The 19,857-nt window shown below is 60.0% G+C and carries 19 protein-coding genes; 11 read left to right on the plus strand and 8 right to left on the minus strand.

The features are described 5' to 3' along the window. From OOT43_RS00265 to OOT43_RS00290, 6 genes are read left to right on the plus strand one after another with little or no spacing between them, the layout of a single operon-like run. On the plus strand, positions 1-741 hold the full coding sequence (locus tag OOT43_RS00265; protein WP_266022612.1) for a hypothetical protein: 741 nt from the start codon (positions 1-3) through the stop codon (positions 739-741). Beyond that, a complete protein-coding gene (locus tag OOT43_RS00270; protein WP_266022613.1) occupies positions 741-3,173 on the plus strand; it encodes a hypothetical protein in 2,433 nt (810 codons plus the stop codon). The genes OOT43_RS00265 and OOT43_RS00270 overlap by 1 nt, the downstream gene beginning before the upstream one ends. A gap of 6 nt (positions 3,174-3,179) precedes the next feature. Then, the gene (locus OOT43_RS00275; protein WP_266022614.1) at positions 3,180-3,605 is read left to right on the plus strand and encodes a hypothetical protein; all 426 of its coding nucleotides are present in this window, start codon (positions 3,180-3,182) and stop codon (positions 3,603-3,605) included. A gap of 20 nt (positions 3,606-3,625) precedes the next feature. After that, a complete protein-coding gene (locus OOT43_RS00280) occupies positions 3,626-3,985 on the plus strand; it encodes a hypothetical protein (protein ID WP_266022615.1) in 360 nt (119 codons plus the stop codon). Positions 3,986-3,987: 2 nt separating this feature from the next. Next, positions 3,988-4,347, plus strand: coding sequence for a DUF2513 domain-containing protein (locus tag OOT43_RS00285; protein WP_266022616.1), 360 nt, complete (start codon positions 3,988-3,990; stop codon positions 4,345-4,347). Positions 4,348-4,350: 3 nt separating this feature from the next. After that, entirely contained in the window at positions 4,351-6,282 is a 1,932-nt protein-coding gene (locus OOT43_RS00290) for a hypothetical protein (RefSeq protein WP_266022617.1), read from the plus strand. A 300-nt stretch (positions 6,283-6,582) separates the two neighbouring features. Here the strand turns inward: OOT43_RS00290 and OOT43_RS00295 are convergent, their stop codons facing one another. After that, positions 6,583-7,335, minus strand: a complete 753-nt coding sequence (locus OOT43_RS00295; RefSeq protein ID WP_266022618.1) for a site-specific integrase — start codon at positions 7,333-7,335, stop codon at positions 6,583-6,585. A gap of 148 nt (positions 7,336-7,483) precedes the next feature. Here OOT43_RS00295 and OOT43_RS00300 point away from each other — a divergent pair, with 148 nt between their 5' ends. Then, positions 7,484-8,032 (plus strand): hypothetical protein, encoded by a 549-nt coding sequence (locus OOT43_RS00300; RefSeq protein WP_266022620.1) that lies wholly within the window; start codon positions 7,484-7,486, stop codon positions 8,030-8,032. Between the two features lie 177 nt (positions 8,033-8,209). Here the strand turns inward: OOT43_RS00300 and OOT43_RS00305 are convergent, their stop codons facing one another. The 4 genes from OOT43_RS00305 to OOT43_RS20495 form a co-directional block, all read right to left on the minus strand. Then, positions 8,210-8,962 (minus strand): hypothetical protein, encoded by a 753-nt coding sequence (locus tag OOT43_RS00305; protein ID WP_266022621.1) that lies wholly within the window; start codon positions 8,960-8,962, stop codon positions 8,210-8,212. 9 nt (positions 8,963-8,971) lie between these two features. Further along, positions 8,972-9,223: a hypothetical protein gene (locus OOT43_RS00310; RefSeq protein WP_266022622.1), complete on the minus strand. Its 252-nt coding sequence runs from the start codon at positions 9,221-9,223 to the stop codon at positions 8,972-8,974. Positions 9,224-10,024: 801 nt separating this feature from the next. After that, positions 10,025-10,816, minus strand: coding sequence for a carbonic anhydrase (locus tag OOT43_RS00315; RefSeq protein ID WP_266022623.1), 792 nt, complete (start codon positions 10,814-10,816; stop codon positions 10,025-10,027). Between the two features lie 347 nt (positions 10,817-11,163). Continuing rightward, positions 11,164-11,385 carry a HigA family addiction module antitoxin gene (locus tag OOT43_RS20495; protein WP_394358070.1) on the minus strand — a complete coding sequence of 74 codons (222 nt, stop codon included), beginning with the start codon at positions 11,383-11,385 and terminating at the stop codon, positions 11,164-11,166. A 133-nt stretch (positions 11,386-11,518) separates the two neighbouring features. Here OOT43_RS20495 and OOT43_RS00320 point away from each other — a divergent pair, with 133 nt between their 5' ends. Then, positions 11,519-12,052 (plus strand): winged helix-turn-helix domain-containing protein, encoded by a 534-nt coding sequence (locus tag OOT43_RS00320; protein WP_266022624.1) that lies wholly within the window; start codon positions 11,519-11,521, stop codon positions 12,050-12,052. 18 nt (positions 12,053-12,070) lie between these two features. On the opposite strand, the gene OOT43_RS00325 is transcribed toward OOT43_RS00320, so the two are convergent. From OOT43_RS00325 to OOT43_RS00335, 3 genes are all read right to left on the minus strand, one after another. Next, complete coding sequence (locus tag OOT43_RS00325) at positions 12,071-13,564, minus strand: PKD domain-containing protein (protein WP_266022625.1); 1,494 nt, start codon at positions 13,562-13,564, stop codon at positions 12,071-12,073. A gap of 34 nt (positions 13,565-13,598) precedes the next feature. After that, positions 13,599-15,119, minus strand: coding sequence for a hypothetical protein (locus OOT43_RS00330; RefSeq protein WP_266022626.1), 1,521 nt, complete (start codon positions 15,117-15,119; stop codon positions 13,599-13,601). A gap of 435 nt (positions 15,120-15,554) precedes the next feature. Next, on the minus strand, positions 15,555-17,294 hold the full coding sequence (locus OOT43_RS00335) for a porin (RefSeq protein WP_266022627.1): 1,740 nt from the start codon (positions 17,292-17,294) through the stop codon (positions 15,555-15,557). A 327-nt stretch (positions 17,295-17,621) separates the two neighbouring features. Here OOT43_RS00335 and modA (OOT43_RS00340) point away from each other — a divergent pair, with 327 nt between their 5' ends. Genes modA (OOT43_RS00340) through modB form a run of 3 tightly spaced genes read left to right on the plus strand, consistent with a single transcriptional unit; the run spans position 17,622 to position 19,857 of the window. After that, positions 17,622-18,371, plus strand: coding sequence for a molybdate ABC transporter substrate-binding protein (gene modA / locus OOT43_RS00340; protein WP_266022628.1), 750 nt, complete (start codon positions 17,622-17,624; stop codon positions 18,369-18,371). Between the two features lie 25 nt (positions 18,372-18,396). After that, positions 18,397-19,167, plus strand: coding sequence for a molybdate ABC transporter substrate-binding protein (modA, locus tag OOT43_RS00345; RefSeq protein ID WP_266022629.1), 771 nt, complete (start codon positions 18,397-18,399; stop codon positions 19,165-19,167). A 12-nt stretch (positions 19,168-19,179) separates the two neighbouring features. Beyond that, a complete protein-coding gene (gene modB, locus OOT43_RS00350) occupies positions 19,180-19,857 on the plus strand; it encodes a molybdate ABC transporter permease subunit (protein WP_266022630.1) in 678 nt (225 codons plus the stop codon).

Raw genomic sequence — 19,857 nt, forward strand, 5'->3', positions numbered from 1 at the left:
ATGTTGAAGCTCGCAGGACTCGATGGCGTCAAAACCGAGCTCACCGCCGCCCTGGGGGTGAACGATACCTGGCTGATGGCGGCCGCAGCGCAGTCTCCCTGGATCACGCCGCCCGACCCGTTGGGCGAATACCACTACTACCTGACCCTCATCGACGCCGAGACGCCGACGAAGTGGGAGCGGGTGAAGGTGACCGCCCGCAATGGGGCGGGACCCTACCAGTTGACGATCGAGCGCAACATCGCCAGTTCCAGCGGCGGCGCCCAAGCATTCGCCCAGGGTGCCCTCCTCCAATGGTCCCCGGGTGCGAAGGAGATCGACCGCTGGCGGATGATCTTGTCGGCATCGATGACGGGGACCAACGCCCTGACCGGCACCCGGTTCCTGGCGCCGTTTTCGGGCAGCACCACCGGCAGCATTGGCGCGGCGTTCTGGGTCAACCGCACCGGCAAGACCCTCCGGCTGTCGAAGCTCGTCGCCGTGCTTTCCACCAGTTCGACCTTCAGCGGCGACAGCATCGTGGTCTCGGTGGAAACCGGCTCGACGGCGCCAAGCTCACCGTCTGCATTGCAGGCGGCGGTATCCCCCGGTAACTATGGATTCAACACGGATGGCGGCTATGTCCTGGACGTAGCGCCTGACGGTCTGGTGTGCTTCATGCTCAGCCGGGCCAACAGCGGCGCCACGGTATCCGGCGCCTTCCAGCTCGCCCACGTCAGCGTGCTGGCCGAGGAGCTGTAATGACGCTCCCCGTCGGCGGCGTTACCGGCATCGGCGGTGTCGCCAGCGCGGCGGGCACTGCGGCGCCGGCCGCCGAGGTCTATTCGATCGCGGCGTCCATCGCGCAGCCGATCTACGTTGAGGCCAGCCTCGTCGTGGCCATCGACCAGACGAACCTCGACGTCTACGCCATCGCCGCCCACCTCCGCAGCGAGGTCTACGCGCGCCTGGACCTGTCGGCGGGGATCGCCCAGGCCGTGGTGGTCTTCGAGGTTTTCGAAGCGATTGCCCCCATTCGTCAGCCGATCTACGCGGTAACAGGGTTTGAGGCGTTCGTCGAACAGGTCGGCTTCGAGGGTTACGCGGTCACGGCGCCCATCGAGCATCGCCTCTGGGCAAGGTTCAACCTCACGGCGCCGGTCGAGCAGTCGCAGTTCCTCCTTTTCGATGCGTCCGCCGTTGTCGAACAGCGCATCCGGGCCGAGGCCTACACGCTCCAGGCGCCCGTCACCCACCGGGTCAAGGCAGTGTTCACGCTGTCCGCGGTTCTGGCACAGACGGTCGCCGACCCGGTGTTCGACCTGAGCGCGACGGTCGAGCAGGCGGTCTACGCGTTCATCGAAAACCTGACCGCCCGTCTCAGCCAGACCCAATACGACGCCCAGGCCGTCGGCGGCGGGGCGTTCGTCGGCCAGTCCCTGACGGCGAGCGCGGACATCACGGCCTGGGCGGTCAAGGCTATCATCGGCAACGCCGCCGGTGATGGCGAACCGGTCCCGCCGGAAGCCGGTGCGGTCATGGGGGCGCTCCTGGGACGGATGACCGGCACACTGACCGTGGACGGGGAGGAGGGCGCGGCCCGCATCGCCGAGTTCACCGTGCTGCCGGCGCCGGGGCCGATCAGCATTCACACCCTGACCGGCTTGCCGATCACCCTCTTTTTAGTCACCGCCGGGGTGGAGTTGCCGATCTTCCAGGGCATCCTGGATGTACCCGGCTGGGACCCGGTGCAGGGCCTGCTCCATCTCTCCTGCACCGACAATCTGCAGAGCCGCTTCGACGGCCTGAAGCGCAAGGAGATCGCCGTGATCATCGGCGGCCGCTGGTCGCCCTACGTATTCGACAAGCACGCCGACGAATGGCAGTACGTGCTGGACCGCCTGTCGACGATGCCGGTCAGCTACGACCTGGACCTCAACCTGCAAGGCCGGATCACGCCGTGGCAGGCCAAGGCTACGGCCGATTTCACCTTCCGACCCGACGCGATCATCGAGAACAGCGTCCGCATCGACATGGCCTCGGCCCGCCAGCTGGTCAACTCGATCGACGTGCACATGGACTACCGCTACGAGCGGCTGATGCAGCGCGAGCACCGCTACCACTGGGAGCTGAGCATCGACCAGCTCATCGACCAGGGCAGCACGGCGCCGACCCCGGAAACGATCATGCAGGCCATCGACGGTACCGGCTGGGCGGTGCTGGGGGAGGGTGGGACACCCCTGCTCCGGATGACGCCGCTGCCGGACCCGCAATGGCTGCACGGCGTCATGTACCTGTCCGACTGCCCGCGCTACAGCCTGGCGGGCGGGCTGTCCGTGACCCTGGCGCAGCGCTGGACCCAGACCGTGACCGAGCAATGGCACGTCACCGTCGACGCGCCGGACTCGATCCGGGTGGTCGGCAAGCGGCACGGCACCACGACGGCGAACTTCGATGCCCTGAGCGACAAGGACCCGCGCTACGCGCATTGGGACCGGACCACCGAGCAGACGGTCAAGCTGGAGCTGCACGACGGCGCGCCCGTCGGCGGCTATGCCTGCGATTCCTGGATTCCGTACCACCCGCTCCAGGTCCGGACCTACACCGTGCCGGTCCCGGCCGGGGCGCAGCGCTTTGCGTCGCTGGACCCGACCGCCAACCCGCTGGGCGATCTGTACTACGACCTCGACGACGGCGCGGCCGACGGCCGGGTGGGCCTCTCCAACGCCTACATGACCGGTATCGAGCGGGCCCGGCGGGACATCCTGTCCTCCCACCGCCAGACCACCGTGACCTTCGACACCCTGATCGCGCCCTTGATCGACCGCACCCACACGGTGCGGATGGCATCGCCCCGGCTGACCGCGAAGGGCAAGGTGCGCCGGGTGACCCATTCGATCGATTTCGACCACGGCGCGGCCATCACCACCCTGGCCCTGGCGGTGTCGAAGTCCTACGGCGTCGGCATGGTCGATACGGGCTTCGATTTCCCGGCCCCGGCCAAGCCGCCGGCCATCCAGGCGCCGCTCAAGCATCCGCTGGCGACACCCTCGATTACCTATGACCCCGCCAACGGCGAATTCACGATCACCGTGCCGGGCGTCGAGCAGCAGCACATCGACGCCACCACTACGGCGCCGACCGACCATCTCCCCATCGCGATCCCCGACGACGAACTCATCCTGGAGGCCTGAAGACCCATGCCCACGTTCGCACTCTATACCGATGCCGCCCTGACCCAGCCCCTGGCGGGCAACCTGGTGGCGACCCAGAACGCCGACGGTTCCACCCCGCCGGTGGTGTTCACGCTGTACCTCGGCTCCACCACGGCCAACCGGAAGATTCAGGCCAACGCCAATCCCGGCGTGGACCCGATTCAGGCCACCGTGGTGGACGCGGACACGGGGGCCGGCCATACCGTGGCGGAAGTGAAGCTGGCGGCGACCCAGGCCGGCCTCGCGTCTGCCGTCGGCGGGGCCGGCCTGGACCTCGGCACCGAAATTCTCTCGGGAGCGGCCAACGCCAAGCCGATCTGGATCGAGGTGAACGACGCCACCCATGCGGTCGGAACCGCAACGGAGCTGGCGGTCGTGATCGCCAACGTGCGGGAAACCGCGACGGCGTAAGCTCCGGCTCCGCTCAGCCCATGACCGTCCAGAAGTTCTTCGTCAACGACCTCAACGCCATCGTCGACGCGGTGCGGACGACCAGCGACGCGCTGCCCGAGCCCCTGGCGAAGCCGGGGATCGGCAACGCCGTCGGCATCGGTACCCGCAAGAAGACCGCCGGCATCGCCTCGCCGCTGACCGAACGGACGGCCCAGAACGCGAAAGGGGAGTCCTGGGCTGATCGCGAGTATTACCCGGCCCGTGACCTGGAAACCAAAGACGGCGCGTTCGTCATCAAGTACGCGGCGATCAAGACCCTGAAGTTCAAGGACGGCAACGGCGACGTGGTGGAGTTCCATTTTGCCGAGCCGGATCCGGACAAGCCGTTGGGAGTATGACCATGCAGCGAGACTGGGAGCTGATCCGGGACATTCTCACCCGCATCGAGGCCTTGCCCGATACCCGCAGCAAGCTGCTGGCACGCAATCTTCCCGAGTGGTCCGCGGAAGCCGTGAACTATCACTTGCGGCTGATGATTGAAGCGGGCTTGATCGAAGGGCATTGCACTTCGCAGCCCGGCGGGGGAATGGTTTGTTACGCGACGATGCTGACCTGGAAGGGCCACGAGTTCATGGATACCGTGCGGTCGGATACGGCCTGGAACCGAATCAAGGCCCGATTGGCGGAGAAATCCATCGACTTGTCGTTTGATGCCATCGTTGCAGCCGGACAGGCGGTGCTCGGGATGCTGGGAGGGTAGCAGGTGGCCGAAACGATCAAATTCCCAGGCTACCCGTTCGATCTCATACGGTTGGACGTTCAGCATCCCCATGGCATCGCCTGTCACGTCGACCACACGATACACGAGCCGGAGCTCGTCCGCCTGGTGCGGGGGGCCGACCGCAAATATTCGATGAAGCGCGGCAATCCCGACTGGGTGGGAGGGAACATTACATGGTTCGATGCCAAAGGGAACGTGCTGAGCTGGCAGGGGCCGTTCGGCCGGGCCTGCCCCCCGCGGCTGCTGACCGAAGTGCCATTCAATTACTGGGTCTACGACATTGACATCCCGAACTACACGAACCTGAAACTCATCCGCCCAGGCGGCACTCCAGTCGCATGGGCCACACGGATGCTGCGGCGCTTTTCGGGGGAAATCTGGCGGAACGGGAAGCTGTACGCGATTGCGCCCACCCATTGGGTGGTATTGGGCGCGGCGACTACCACGGCTGGCGGCGTGGATTACCTGGTCGCGGTGGTCACGCGCAGCGAATTCGGCATCGTGGGGTCGTATACGTCCGTCTGGCAGCAGAGCAACCCGGAGATTCTGTACGACCGGGTGTTGTATGTGAAAACCGCAGACCTGCCGGCGGCGCCCACCGGCACGAACGTGCCCTGGGTGGAGGCCGCACAGGAGACCTACGCGGCCCACCCCGGCGTGCTGCCGCGTATCGGGTGCTACGCGTTCAACCGGTCCGGCAACCGGGCCGCTTCGCTCATTCCGATGGACGGCTACCCGGATGACCGCGAACTGCGTAACGACCTGATTTCCAGGATAACGATAGCGCCCACGCCGGACGGTCTGTCAGCGACATTCGTCCTGCAGCCTCAAGCCGAAACCCAGATCATCGACACCATCGTCGAAACCGGCAACATCGACCAGGTTCCGGAAGGCACGCAAGAATATGACATGGCGACATGGAATACCTCGGCGACCTTCAGCGGATCCGTCAGCGGCGCAGCCAGCGCCGTGGTTGCCATCGATTACGACGGCGATACGGAGATCATCGCCACGGCTACGTTCGCTTACAGCGGGTCCGGCGGCGGATCGAGTCATAATTCCGGGGCCAACGGCGCCTTCCTCAGCTATGCCGAATCGGTCGCGAAGAATCAGTCGCGGAGCTTGACTCTGACGCTGGGCGCGACCCCGGTCGTTCTGCTGGACCAGTCGTACAGCGACGACTGGAATTATGCCAATAACGGAGAGAGCGGCGGCGTGAGCCGGACCGAGACGGCTCTGACCGGGATCGACCGCCTCCATTTTGCCTATCTGGATATCCGCAATGCCGTTGCGGTGACTTGGAAGGAGGCGGCCTCGGTGGTCGAGAATCGCTCCTATGCGGCAACCTACAGCAATGGAACTTGGACCAATACCGGGGCCTATACCCTCACCAGCAGCCTGGCCTATGAAATCGACATCGGGCAGTCCGCAGCCTATGCCGGTACCGACACACCCGAGAAGAACACGACCGGAACAGGGGCGGGGGTTGATTTCCGCGTCGGCGGAAAGGTACCACCCACCACGACGACATCAGTGCGAAATATTTCCATTCCCAACCTGTTCCGGCAGGATTTGATCCCGAACTTCGCCACGGAGGTCTCAGGGTTCTATATTTTCGACCTTCCGTCCATGCGCATCGCGGGAGACAAAGAAGGCGCGGTAGCCGCGTCGATGTACGAACGCCGCTACCTGCCGACCTGCTACTCGCTGGAAACCAGCGCCCCCTATACTCCGATCATCACAGCGCTGGAGAAAGCGATCGACCTGGTGGGATTTTCCGGGGGCGACATCGACGCGATTTATGCAGCCTACCAGGCCCAGCAATATCCACCGAACCCGAACAATCCCGATGATCCGAACAATACGGTGAACACGGCGATTGCATCGACGATGACGCCAAGATTTACGGTGTAACGACTGTCGTGATGTCGTCGTGCAACAGCCGGGGGTGGAGCGGTTTTATCTGGAACTGGGGACGATTTGAGGCAGATCAGATGGGAGCGGCTGGGAGGCATAGAGGAAGACCAGCGTGACCATAACGTGACGAAATCCAGGCACAGAGACACGATTTATGTCACGTAATGGCAAGTTTGCGCGGACAACATGCATCTAACAGATTGATTTTATTAAATGCGTGTTTTGGAGTGCTTTATTCACACGGAAGGGGTCGCAGGTTCAATCCCTGCACCGCCCACCATTTAAATCAATAGTTTGTCACTCATTTTGCGCATCCTGGAAACGGTCCATGTGTCCAGAATGTGCCCTGGTTTCCTCCAAAACCTGGACGGCTACTCGAAGATTGTCCGGCGCCAGATGGGTGTAAACCTTATCGGTCACCCGGATGTCACTGTGACGGAGTAGGGCGGACACTTCATGGATCGGCCGACCAGCCTGCACCAACCAGCTCCCGCAAGTCCGGCGTAGGTCGTGCACGTCCTCGATACCCGCTTTCCGAACAGCCAAAGCAAAACCTTTCTTGACGCTGGCGATCCGTGAGCCCTCTTTGTCACAGACCACCCATGGGCTGCCAGGGCAATATTGGGCCCGAAAGCTTGCCCGCCTGATCAAGGCTGCTCTTGCCTCGCGATTCAGAGGGACGCTTCCCGCTTTTCCGTTCTTCTGGTGTCGCCCTTCGAAGTAGATCAACCCACGGGCGAGGTCGACACGGCGCCATTCCAGGCCCAGCATTTCCCCCCGCCTCGTACCGGTGTTGAGCCAAAGCCGGATAAAATCCACCAGATGCGGGGCGCGAGTTGCTTCCTCGGCCGTACGGATCAAGGCAGCAGCTTCGGTTTTGCTCAACCAACGATTGGTCTGGCCGAGGCGCAACAGCTCAATTTCGCGCACGTCGTCCAGATAAACAGAGGAACGCATTGCCAAGCGCCAGACAGCATCGAAGCCACCGTAGTGAACCGCTGCGAAGGCCACATTCGGGGCTATGTGCACTTCCAAAAAATGTCTAGCCATTGGACGAACACACCTACCGGCTTGGTGAACCCCGGTTATCAAGCCGAAGTCTGGGCCTGTAACGCTACGGGCGCCTACGACTTCCGCTGCAACGCAGGAAACAACCCGGACTATCCTTCTCAGAGATAAAGAAGAAAGGAGCCACACCATGGGATTGTATGACCGGGACTGGTACCGCGAGTCCCAAAAGAAGAAGGTGGACTGGGAGAATGTGAGGAGTACCTACGAGCGAGGGATGCGGCGGCACCGGCGGGCAGGCCTAGGGGATTTCGCGATCGCAGTCGGTGTCCTCTTCGTGATGATCGGGCTTGTAAACATTGCCAAGTCGCCGAGAGAGTCCATGCAATCGCTGACGAGCTGGTTGAGACTGAAACCTCAACCGGTAGCGGCCGTTTCGCCCTCTGCTTCCAGGCCGAGCCCGACAATCCAACCGCAAGCCGCGGTGTCTCCATACCGGGAAAGATCGTGGTCGGAACGCGATCCGGCACCGCCTCAGGTAACGACGGTGATTCACAATCACATCTACGTTCAACAGGCGCCGCCTGCTCAAACGGCGACCGCTCCGGCGGAAAGCGAAACGCACCAACGGTATCTGGAGCTGAAGGCGAAGGAGGACCGTTGCCTTTACTGGAAAAAGCACTTGGCACGGTACGATCGGGAGCTTGCTAATACGAATATTGACCTGTATTGCAGGTGAAACGGGAACCCTAAGACGATAGCCTTGAGCAACACAGCAAAAGAAAAAAGCCTGCCATCTGAGACGAATCGCACAAAGGATGATAAAAATACATGGAAAACCTGCTTGTGATTCCGTAAATAATTATCGTGAGGAAATAAATATCGAAATTATTGATATAAGCTAAATCCTACTGCCTCAGCTAATCACACCCCAATCTTTAAGTTCTGGTAATCCACGTAACAACCAATAATCAAATTTATAAGGCACCACCTTGACGTCCGATCGAGGTAACGCTTTTTTTATTCTATACCTGATATTGCAAAGGGTTACACTGTCCGGGTCAACAATTATCCAGTGCGAGTTGCCAATGGGAAGATCGTCCTCAACTCTGTTAAGTGATCGAAGAATAAATTTATCGACCTCGCATTCAAACCTCATACCAACAACAATAAATTTCGTGTTCCAAACTATCCGGTCATAAGCATTTCTGGTTTCACATGTGGATGTTCGAACATTTACATTGTCTTTTGCTAGAATAAAATCACTTCTGTTACGGTTCGTTGTCAGTGTCTCAGCCGTGCCGTTCAAATGGTAAACGTGAGAGTTTGCTAACCATCTAGGTTTCGTTTGATATCGCATGGAAAGAATTTGACTCTGAAGCAGATAATCCCAGTTTGTTGTATAAAATTGATGTTGCCACAATTCTTTAGTGCTGGACGATAGTAGATCAAGGAAGCGCCTAATATCGCTCGTCTCTATGTGTGGCTCAGACATCTTATGACGGATCGTTTCCTTTATCCGATCAATCTGTTCATTGCGTGGAAGCCAGTCCCAAGCTGCCGGTACATCCCAGGTTAGACCACAGCCAATAGAAAGGCCTCGACCAAAAAACCAGTCAACTCTACGACCCATAACAGTGCCATCCAAATAATTGAATAGATTGATCAATATCGGTTCCTACCTGAAGAGGATGAATTCAAAATTTTCTCTTTCGTCCGGATCAACGATGCCGTCCTCAACAGCAGTTCTCCAAGCCTCATGGATATAATATAAATCCACAGTCATTGAGTTCAAGCTCCATAGAGCAACTGGAACAACTGCAACAACAACACCAGACTTTGAATCTGTAATCGAGACATTCATATATTTAATTCTCACTTTCTGTTTTGATATGCACATAGATATATAGAAATCCACCGCCTTTTTCAAGTCAGATCGTCTCCCAAACGAAAATTGGGTTATCGATTTGCGTAGGCAGATCATAAGATGAAGTGAGTTTCTTGAGATAATGTCCCGCACATAATACGCATGAGACCCGCGTAGCGTGCGCTGAAGGACTAAGCGGAACGTGCGCTAAAGCCCAGGCAGGATGGGCTGAGGCACGAAGCCCATCAATTACAGCGGACGCATCTACCGATTTCGACGCCAGTTTCCGGCCGGGCCGGGCGGAGTGACACGGGGGCTACGACCGGCGGCAGGGGCGTTCAAATTTCCGACTGCTCCCGGTTGGTTGACGCCCATGTCGCGATGGACGTTACCTGCCGGGCCGAGCGGGTTGACTCCCGCGCCTCGCCCCACCCCTGGGCCGCCCACGTTTCCGACAGCGCCGGTCTGGTTTATCCCCGCATCCCGATGGACATTGCCGACCGCGCCGGCCTGGTTTACGCCAGGGTCGCGTGCGTGAAGCGCGGCAGAATAATTGACGGCCGTGGCAGCCAGGATCAAGGCGATTTGATTGCGGTATTTCATCGATCCCTCCTTCCTCGGATAAGAGGATACCCCTATAGCCCACCCTCAGCGACTCAACGTCACCAAGGGTGTGCGGGCGTTGTAGACCGTGTTTTGGCCAGGGGTGCGTTCGGTAGCCCATGGCGTGGTGAATGGCATCGCGCTACCGTATTTCGGATTGCCAATTCCGGAGCGGGCTTTTTCCTCGCATTGTCAGCAACACTCGCTGCTCATGCTTCAGATGATTTTGAACCGTCCGTCCTTAGTTGGGGCGTTCACAAATTATCGCGACCTGCGGGAGACGGTCCGCTCATTCAGCGGCTGAAGATGACGGGCATTGTCGGAGTACAGTTGCTGGAATTGTTGAATCTGCGCTGCCGAAACTTCGACAGGATCACTTAGCACGTACCAGTTTATACCTTCGGAGCAGGGGGGCGTTGTGAGAGAACCGGCGTAGGTGTAAAAGCGGTTTAGTCGTAACGGTAAGAGCCATCTTGGATTTACGGAAACTCCGGTCGTGTTGGTGGTGTACTTGGTCTCCGGCGCATTGTCTAGGATGGATTGGAATGCGGGATTGTCGCGGCCTTCTTTCAACAACACACCGACTACAGCCGCTTTTCCGTTGGCCGCACCGTGAACGAAATGTATCTCCATTGGGAATTTCGTTTGCCCAATTACGTGTTCGCTTGGCGCATGAAAGTGATACTGCAATAGTTTGTATTCATCGTTGCCGATGAAAAGCTTGCCGCTCGGCGAATCAACCTTGATCGTGTGGCCATTATTTTCGACGACTAGCGGTGCCCACCTGTACCAAATGGTCAGCCCATTAACAAACTTCGCTTGAGCCGCGTCGGCCAAATTTACGGGAGACTGGGCACGGCCGATGCCGCAAACAGCGTAGGGATAGGGAGGTTTTACAGTGACTCCGTCATCTGTTATTTCGCCCCAGGAGTCTTGCTCCGTATAGCTCCAGGATGGCTCATAGCCTCCGCTGCCGAGTTCGGAGCTCCATGCGATACCCGGCAATACACTGAGTGTCAACGCACAAATTCGGGATAAGGTATTTTTATTCATTTTTGAGGCCCTGGGAGTAGTGAGATGAATCACCGGTTAGCAAGTATGGGTGCGACAGTAGTCCATCAGCCCCGGCTTAGGCTCGGCTGTGGCGCGTGGTTCACGGGCCTTCGCGACTGGGGACGGCGAAGGTGATGGTTGCGTCGCGGTACTTGGTTGAGGCAGGCTGGAAGGAGATTGTTGCGGCGCCGCAATGGCAGATACGCAGAACAGGGGGAAAAGACTGACAGCCCATCGTGGTCGGAACATGGAACTTCCTCCTGGTGACTAGCCTGCTTAGCGTGCGGTGAGCTATGAGGCGCACCGCGCAGGGAAGAGGATAACCCAACTGGCTCAGGCTTTGCGATTCAATGCGATTGGCGACTTTGGCGCCATTGAGATTGCCCGGCATTATCGTTCGATGCCCTGGCTAAGGTGGGTAAGGCGCCGATGGCATTGCCGGCTTTCTGTTCGGCCCGGCGCAGTTCGTAGGACTTTTGCAGGTTGAGCCAGAATTCGGCGCTGGTGCCGAAGGAGTGGCCGAGGCGAAGGGCGGTGTCTCCAGTGACGGCGTGCTGGCCGTTGAGGATCTAGGTGATCCGGTTGGTAGGCACCTGGACCGGGGGCTCGTGTCGTTCAAGGGGATGTCATAGCCCAGGCATAACCGTTACGATTAGCCATCATCGATCAATCGTTCGATTGCTGCCTCCCGAAGAGTTGCGAATGGCATCTGAGAAATCCCAAGTTCCTGATCCTGGCCCACTTCCCCCTGTGCCGCAATCCGGCTCCGGTCTTGGGGATGAAGAGACTCTGGAACCGCGCAAGCGGCGCACCAAGAAAACGGCGCATCCGCCACGCTGTTTCGTCGAGCCGAAGTTCAAACTGACCTTGCGTCTGCTCTATGGGACTGAAATTGCCTTCGGCCCCGGCAAGGCGGAGTTGCTGGAGGCGATCGAACAGACCGGCTCGATATCGGCCGCCGGCCGCAGCATGGATATGAGCTACCGGCGGGCGTGGCTGCTGGTGGACACCATGAACCGTTCTTTCCGCGAGCCGGTGGTAGACGCCTCCCGTGGTGGGCGGCATGGCGGAGGTGCTCACCTGACGCCTTTCGGCAAGGAGGTGCTGGAGCGCTACCGCGAGGTCCAGGGCGCGCTCCAGCAGGTCGCCGATACCTACCTGCGGCTGTTTCGTCCTTGCATGGCTACGACGCCGCCGATCGGCGACCCTGCCGAAATTCCCCATCCGGATTCCTGACGGCGCCAGGAGAGCGGCTCAGGGTTCCACTACCACCGATACGGCATCGCACACCAGTGGCGACTGGCCGGTCGGTTTGACGCAAACCCGGAGAGCGCCCTGGCTGGTGGTCTGCTTCCGGGTCGGCTTCCAGTTGAAGCTCCGTTTCTTGGCCGCCGCGGTTCCGATCGTCTTGAAATTCGCCCCGTCTTTGGCGAACTGGATCTTCACTTGGCGGCTGCCTTTCATGGTGCCGGGATCCCAGCCGATCTGCTGCTTGACCTTGACCTTCCACTGGGTGGGCGCGATCAGGGTAATGAGCTTCGCTGCACTGATGTCCACCTGGGTAGCCGTGGTCGAGAAGGCAGCGCCGTCGCTCACGGTGAGCTCGAATCCATAGCTCCCTTCCTGCGCCGGTGTGAAGCTGGCCTTTGCCGTCGTATCCCCGGCCAGGGCAACCGCCACAGGGCCGGACACCTGGGTCCATTGGTAGGCCAAGGGGGAGGGGCCTTGATCCGGATCGCTGCTGGCGCTTCCGTCGAGAGTCACGAGGTTTCCCGCGACCGTTGTCTGAGGTGGTCCCGCATTGGCAACCGGAGGCTGATTCACTGCGCCTACCGCCACGGTGACGGCAGCCGTGGCCGAGGCTTCACCATCGCCCACGGTAAGCCGGAAGCCGTAGCTCCCTGCCTTCGCGGCACTGAAGCTCGGTTTGGCCGTGTTGTCTCCAGTCAAGGCCGCGAACGGCCCGGAGGTCTGGCTCCAGGCATAGGACAGAGGATCGGGACCATTGTCAGGGTCGTGGCTGGCGCTGCCGTCGAGCGTCACTACGGCGCCTTGGTCGACTGTCCGGGCTCCGCCGGCATCGGCGACGGGCGCTTGGTTGGCGCTGGCCTGGCCGGAAAAACTCAGCTTGCCATCGCCGCTCAAGGTCCAGGCGCCGAGCGCCCGGACGATGCCGCTGGCCGTCGCTCCGGTCGAATTGCTGACGAAATAGAACGGCAAGGCTTGGCCGATCTGGCCGACGCTGCTTCCGCCCAATTCGCCATTGAGACTCGGTCCCCAATGGTCGCCGTCGAAGTAGCCGCCGTCCCCAACGCCGAATCCACCGCTGGCACCGGTGAGATAGCCGGCGTAAACCAGCATGCGCTGCCTCACCGCATCCACCGCGACGAAACTGTGGCCGAAGATCCCCCGCCCCTCGGAGGAGGTCAGGAGGTAGCCCCACTGGGCGATGTTGCTTTGGTCCGGCTTGAGCGCATTGAACGCCGCGACGTTGTATACGAGGTTGGGTTTGCCCAGAAAGGCAGCAAAATTTCCGTCCGCTGCCAGGTCGGCGCTCGCGGAAGGATTTTGCACGAACTGGTCCATCGTCGTGCCGAGGTCCCGGTAATAGGACTTGCGGCTATCCGGATCGAACACCGCGATGAACAGGGAGGAAGGCGCACCATTGTTGCCGTTGCTGGTGAGCGCCGAGGCATGTCCGGCCCAGAAGGCGAGCAGCCAGAGGCCTAGGGTCAAGAATCTGGTCATGATAGATATCCCGCGTGAGTTGCCCACTGGCCGTTCAGAGGTTTGGCGTTTGCCCTTCTGCAACCTGGGGATAGGTGCAATTGTCCAGGCTGCCCGTCGGGGCATGGGTATAGGCGGTGACAGGATTGTTCGGATCGAAGGGATGCGTCACCGAATAGCCCTGCGCCGCTACGGCGATGAACGAGCCTTTGCCCCAGGGCTGGGCGATGGCCGCGTTCAACTGGCCGAACATGCTCGGCGTCGTGGCGTCGGTGGCGATCTTCTGGATCAGCGTCAGGGTGTCTCCGGTCGGAGCGGGAGCGTTCCGCCGCCAGGCATAGGCCGCTTCCGAGAAATACTGGTAGTGGCCCGCGGCGACTTCCTCCACCGTCGGCGCTGCACCGTCGATTTTGATGTAGCGGTAGGCGAGGGCCAGATTGCCATTACGTTCGGTGGTCAGCATGCCGACGGCCCAGGCCTTGGCCGTATTGGGGTTGTATGTGCCGTTGTTGGTGCCGTCGTTGAAATCAGCGAGGCAATTTTCCTCCACGGTCACCTGGGTAGGCGTGACCACCACCGGGCCGGCGATCGGGTTGCTGACCTCCACCGGCACCGAGCCGGTCGCCGCGCAGGGCGTGTTGAGGAAGTAGGCGTTGATGGCCGCCTGGGTACTGGCGCCTTTGTTGCGCCGGCAAATGTGGACCAGCGGGGTGCTGAAGGAACCACTGTTGAAATCCGTCAGCGGTTTGGAGGTCGTGCCGAATTCCACCTTCACGTCGCTCCACTTGCCGATACGGCCGGCAAAGAGGCTGGTGAGGAGGCCCTTGCTAAGCGACGGCATGCAGGCTTCCGTTTCCCGCAGGTTGGCGTCGGTCAGGCACTGCGCATCGAGTTTGCCTTGCGCCACCTGGGCTTCCTGCAGCGCGTCGCGGAGATTCTTGCTGACGGGGGTGTTCTGCAGTACCGCGCCGGCGTTCTTGACGGTCAGCGTCGCGGCGACCGATGCGGGCGTGGGCTGATTGAACGAGATGCCGTCGATCGTAGGGTTGTAATTGATGTCGCGGAAAATCTGCGGGTCGATGTCCGAAACGCCCATGTCGGGCAGGGTCTTGAACTGATCGCCAGGACGGTCGGTGCGGCAGGTCCAGCTTTGCGAACCGGCCGATGTGCACTGGGCTTCGCCGCCCGGAGAGTTGTTGATGCCCATGAAATTGATGGTTTTTTCGGGCTCCAGCAACGGATAGATGCCGGTGATGGCGCCGCTGCGGTTGCGTTTGAGCAGCAGCACTTTGGGATCCTTGAGATTGAGTCCGGGCACCTTGCTGGAGTCGATCTGGCAGAAGAACGCCTTGTAGTAGGTTCCCTTGCCGGCGGCGTCTGCGTCCTTGTAGGTGTCGAGGGTGCCTGATTTACACAAGTCGTCCAGCACCTTTTTGAAGTTGTTGTCCTGAATGGTGGATCCCGCGATGCGAATGGTGATGTCAGGCGTATCGCTGGGCGGAAGGGCGAGCGCGGTGGCGCTGATAAACGATAGACCGCCGGATACGATGGCGGAATTCATGACGCGAAGCTTCATCTCGAATCTCCAGAGGAATTGTTAAAGTCTTTCTTCCCATGTCACGGCCCCGTGCCTTCGTCTGCCTGGCTGATGAACGGGGAGAATAAGCGCGCATAGGCGTGACTTCGTTATACCTTAAATGACATAACGAGTTCAAACAGGCAAAGGTTGTGCCTAATTGGAATACCGATGTCCCGCTGGTCCAGCTGGATAGGTATGCCCTAAGTTGGTGCTAACCGGACAGAGGGTTCGGGTTACTGTCCGTGTTAGGCAGCCTTTAGTGAAGGCAGGATTGCAGTGCTGCGTTGACGGCTGCACTAAGCGGCCGATCCCCAACACTTGCCCGATTATGGGGCATTCTGTTGCATCTTGTGAAATACATTGAAAACATTATGCAAGCGCAGGTCCGCATGCGGTACCTGCGATTGTCGGAATGCCTGTCGGGACGAACACCTAAAACGCGATCTGAAACCGCGTAAACCACGCCTGTTCTTGCCGGCGATTTTCGCCCTTCAATCCGCCGCCGCCGGTGAACCAAGTGTTGCTGTAGTCGGTCTGGAACTTCATGAACGGGTTCAGATACCAGTTGAGGGCCGTAGTAAAGGTATTGGCGCCGGAGACCGAAGTGAGCGGGTTGGCGAGGGTAGCGTCCTTGCCGTTCGCGCCTTTGAACGGCTCGAAGGCGTGGGAGTCCAGGGTAAGGCCGGTCCAGCGGCCGGCGAGCACGAAAGCGCCCCAGTTGCCCGCCATCGGGTCGAAGTTGTTCTGGGGCTTGATACCGAAGAAGCCGTCGCGTTCCCCCGTCAGAACGTACGAGGCTTCTAGGTTCCAGGCCCGGTTGTTCATGGTGGTGTCGTAGTTCGCAGTCGTGCTTCCGGACGTGCTCGTGGCGAGCACTTGGTGGTTGGTCCAGATGTATTCGCCGAGCAGGCCGAACGGACCGTAGTACCAGTAAGCCTGCGGATAGTAGCGGTAGGCATTGCCGTTGGCGACGACCGATGACGTGTTGGTGCCGCTGCCGCCGTAGTTGAAGATGGTTTGCTGGCCTACGCTGATCAGTTTGTTGAGTGTCTGGTTGATCGGATTTCCCCAGGTGCCGGCCACGCCGATCCCCAGACCCTCCAGCGGTTCGATGCCGCTCTTGAGGAAGGGATGGGAGAAGATGCGGGCGGCGATGTCTTTTTCCTGGTCGACTTCGACGTCGCTCTGGCTGACCGGGGTGCTGTCGCCGGTGCCGTTGAACCAGCCGAACTCGTAGGATATCCAGTCGCGGAACACCGGCTGGATCGAGTACTGAGGCTTGTACCCCGGATAGCCGATCTGGCCGTGGAGCATCGCGCCGATGTCGCGGTTGGGCGCGATCTGGGCGGGATAGCCGCGCTCCACGAAGTCGAGGTTGGTGGCGCTTTTGTAGCGTTCCAAGCTCATCGGCACCCGCATCTTGCCGACCATCAGCGCGGCTTCCGGAATGTAGTGGGCGTCGATGAAGGCGTCGAAGAGCTGCAGTTGGCTGTTGGCGAAATCGGGCGATATCCGCCAGTCGACCCATTTGAACAACTGGCCTTCGAAAATGAGGCGGGCGCGCCGGATCAGCGCAGCGTCGGTGAGGTTGGAGCCGGGATTCTTGGTCTCGTTGGAACCGTCGAAAAAGGTGCGGAAATCGGCCTGCAGATAGCCGCGCAGGGCGAGTTTGTAATTGCCGTCGGCGGAAGACCAGGCGATGCCGCGGTCGCCGATTTCGGTGAGGGCGCTCTTCTTGATCTTTTCTTCCGCGGCCGCTTTCTGGGCTTCGGTCGTCTTTTCCAAGGTGGTGACCCGCTCATGCAGCTCGGTGACCTTATTCGGATCGAAACCTTCGGTGGGCCATTGCTGGAAACTGCTGACCCAGCTTTCCAATTCCTTGTCGGCCTTGGCCTGGGCCGCCTTTTCGGCTTGGTCGGTCTGGCCATTTTGTGCTTTGGCCGGCTTGGATGCCGCTGCTGCGGTTGCGGCGACCACCTTCTGGGTCACGGCCAGCTTTTGTTTCAGTTCGGCGTTTTCCTGTTCGGATTTTTCCAGCTTGCCTTCCAACTGAAGCATGCGCTGTTCCATGGCCTGCATACGTTCCTCCATGGTCATCGAAAACGTCTCCGGCGCATGCAACAGCGCGGGAGCCGCTGCGATCATCAGAGGGGGCAATTTTCGCAATCTCATGACAAAGTTCTCCGTTGTCGGGTTGGTCAGAATATTGTTAAAAATATAACGCGAGACGCGAGACAAGCGAGGTCTTGCCGCATGATGGAAAGATGCCAGCGTGCCTATGATGCAAAGGGGCGTCTGACGTAGCCAGCTAGTGTCTGATCAATGGATCATTTACAATTCGCGTGGTTTATCGGCGCCCACCGGTGCTTTACGCTGTCTTTCAACAACCCGCAAATCAACCATGCGATATATTTAATCTCGCATATCGACTTGGTCATAGTCCGGATTTGACGGAAGGACGCGCCGGGTTGCCCTCGGCGACTATTTTGGAGACATCTGATGAATGCCTTGAAATTTCTAGGTTTGTTCGCTTGTGCGCTGATTTCCCGACTTTCCTTTGGCGCGGAAGTGAATGTCGCGGTTGCTGCAAACTTCACCGGTCCCATGGAAAAGATCGCATCGGCGTTCGGGCGGGAGAGCGGTCATAAGGCGACCATCGCTTATGGGACGGTCGGCAAGTTTTACTCGCAGATCAAGAACGGCGCGCCTTTCGAAGTGCTGATTTCCTCCGATGCCGAAACCCCAGCTCGTCTGGAGGCGGAGGGTCTGGCCAGTCCCGGAAGCCGTTTTCCCTATGCCATCGGCAAGCTCGTGCTGTGGAGCGCCAAGCCTGGCGTCGTCGATGAAAAGGGTGAGGTGCTAAAACGCGGGGCGTTCGGGCATCTGGCGCTGGCGAATCCCAAAATGGCAGTCTACGGGGCCGCCGCGGTCGAGGCGATGAACAAGCTGGGTGTGGCTTCGGCGCTCGAACCCAAGTTCGTCCTGGGGGAGAGCATCACTCAGGCCTACCAGTTTACCGCCAGCGGCAATGCGGATTTGGGCTTCGTCGCCTTGTCCCAGATTTATCAGGATGGTCGCTTTGCGCCGGGCTCGCATTGGCTGATTCCGGCCGAGCTTTATCCACAGCTCAGGCAGGAGGCGGTGCTGCTAGCCAAAGGCAAGGACAACGAAGCCGCTGTGGCGCTGTTAGCCTTTTTGAAGAGCGATGCGGCCAGGCAGATCATTCGTGCGTACGGGTACGAACTTTGAACCGAATCATGAAGGAGAACATGAAATGAGCTTCGCCAAATTTTGGCTTATCGCCTGGTTTCTGCTTTCAGCGGGAGTGGCGCAGGCAGGCAAGATTACCGTCGCCGCCGCGGCAGATCTCAAATTCGCGATGGATGAGATCGTCGCGACGTTCAAGAAATCCAATGCCGGCGAGGACGTGGAGGTGATCTACGGCTCTTCCGGCAAATTCCACGCCCAGATTCAGGAAGGGGCGCCCTACGACCTCTATTTTTCCGCCGATATCGGTTTCCCACGTGAACTGGTGAAAAAAGGCCTGGCCGGCTCGGAAGTCAAACCCTACGCTTTCGGCCGAATCGTGCTGTGGAGTGCGACCCTCGACGCCACCAGGATGAATCTGAACAATCTCGCCGATCCCAAGATTGCCCGCATCGCCATCGCCAACCCCAAGCATGCGCCCTACGGTAAGCGGGCCGAAGAGGCATTGCGCGCCGCGGGGGTGTGGGACAGGGTGGAACCGAAGCTGGTGTACGGCGAGAATATCGCGGCCACGGCGCAGTTCGTACAGACGGGCAACGCCCAGATCGGCGTCATCGCACTGTCTCTGGCGCTGAATCCGGAGCTGGCGAGCAAGGGAGGCTACTGGCTGATCCCGGATTCCCTTCACGAGCCTCTCGAACAGGGTTTCATCATCACTAAGCGGGCGGAGAGCAATCCGTTGGCCAAACGTTTCGCCGACTACATGAGCAGCAAGCCGGCTCGCGCCGTGATGACGCGGTACGGTTTCGTGCTACCGGGCGAGAAGTTGAAAAAATAAGGGGTCGCCAGGATGCTCCTGTCCGACAGCGACCTTCAGGCTATCTGGCTCACCGTCAGGCTGGCGAGCATCGTCACCGCGATCCTGCTCATCGTCGGGACGCCCATCGCCTGGTGGCTGGCGCGTACACGATCCAAATGGAAAGGGCCGATCGGCGCCGTCGTGGCTTTGCCCTTGGTGCTGCCGCCATCGGTGCTGGGATTCTACCTCCTGCTGGCGATGGGGCCTTACGGGCCGGTCGGTTATCTGACAAGCGAGCTGGGAATCGGCCCGCTGCCGTTTACGTTCTGGGGACTGGTGCTGGCCTCGGTATTCTATTCATTGCCTTTCATGGTTCAGCCGGTGCAGAACGCCTTCGAGGCGATCGGCGACCGGCCGCTGGAAGTGGCCGCGACGCTGCGCGCCACGCCGCTGGATGCGTTCTTCAGCGTCGCTCTGCCGTTGGCGCTGCCGGGGTTTCTCACCGCCGGCATTCTGACGTTCGCGCATACCGTGGGCGAGTTCGGAGTGGTGTTGATGATAGGCGGCAACATACCGGGCGTGACGCGGGTGGCCTCGGTCCAGATTTACGACCACGTGGAAGCGTTGGAGTACGCCCAGGCCCATCGGCTGGCGGCGGTGATGCTGGTGTTTTCGTTTCTGGTTCTGCTGGGGCTCTACGCCTGGCGGCCCAACCCCAAAAAGGCGTGA

The organism is Methylococcus mesophilus, assembly GCF_026247885.1.
Taxonomy (GTDB): Bacteria; Pseudomonadota; Gammaproteobacteria; order Methylococcales; family Methylococcaceae; genus Methylococcus; species Methylococcus mesophilus.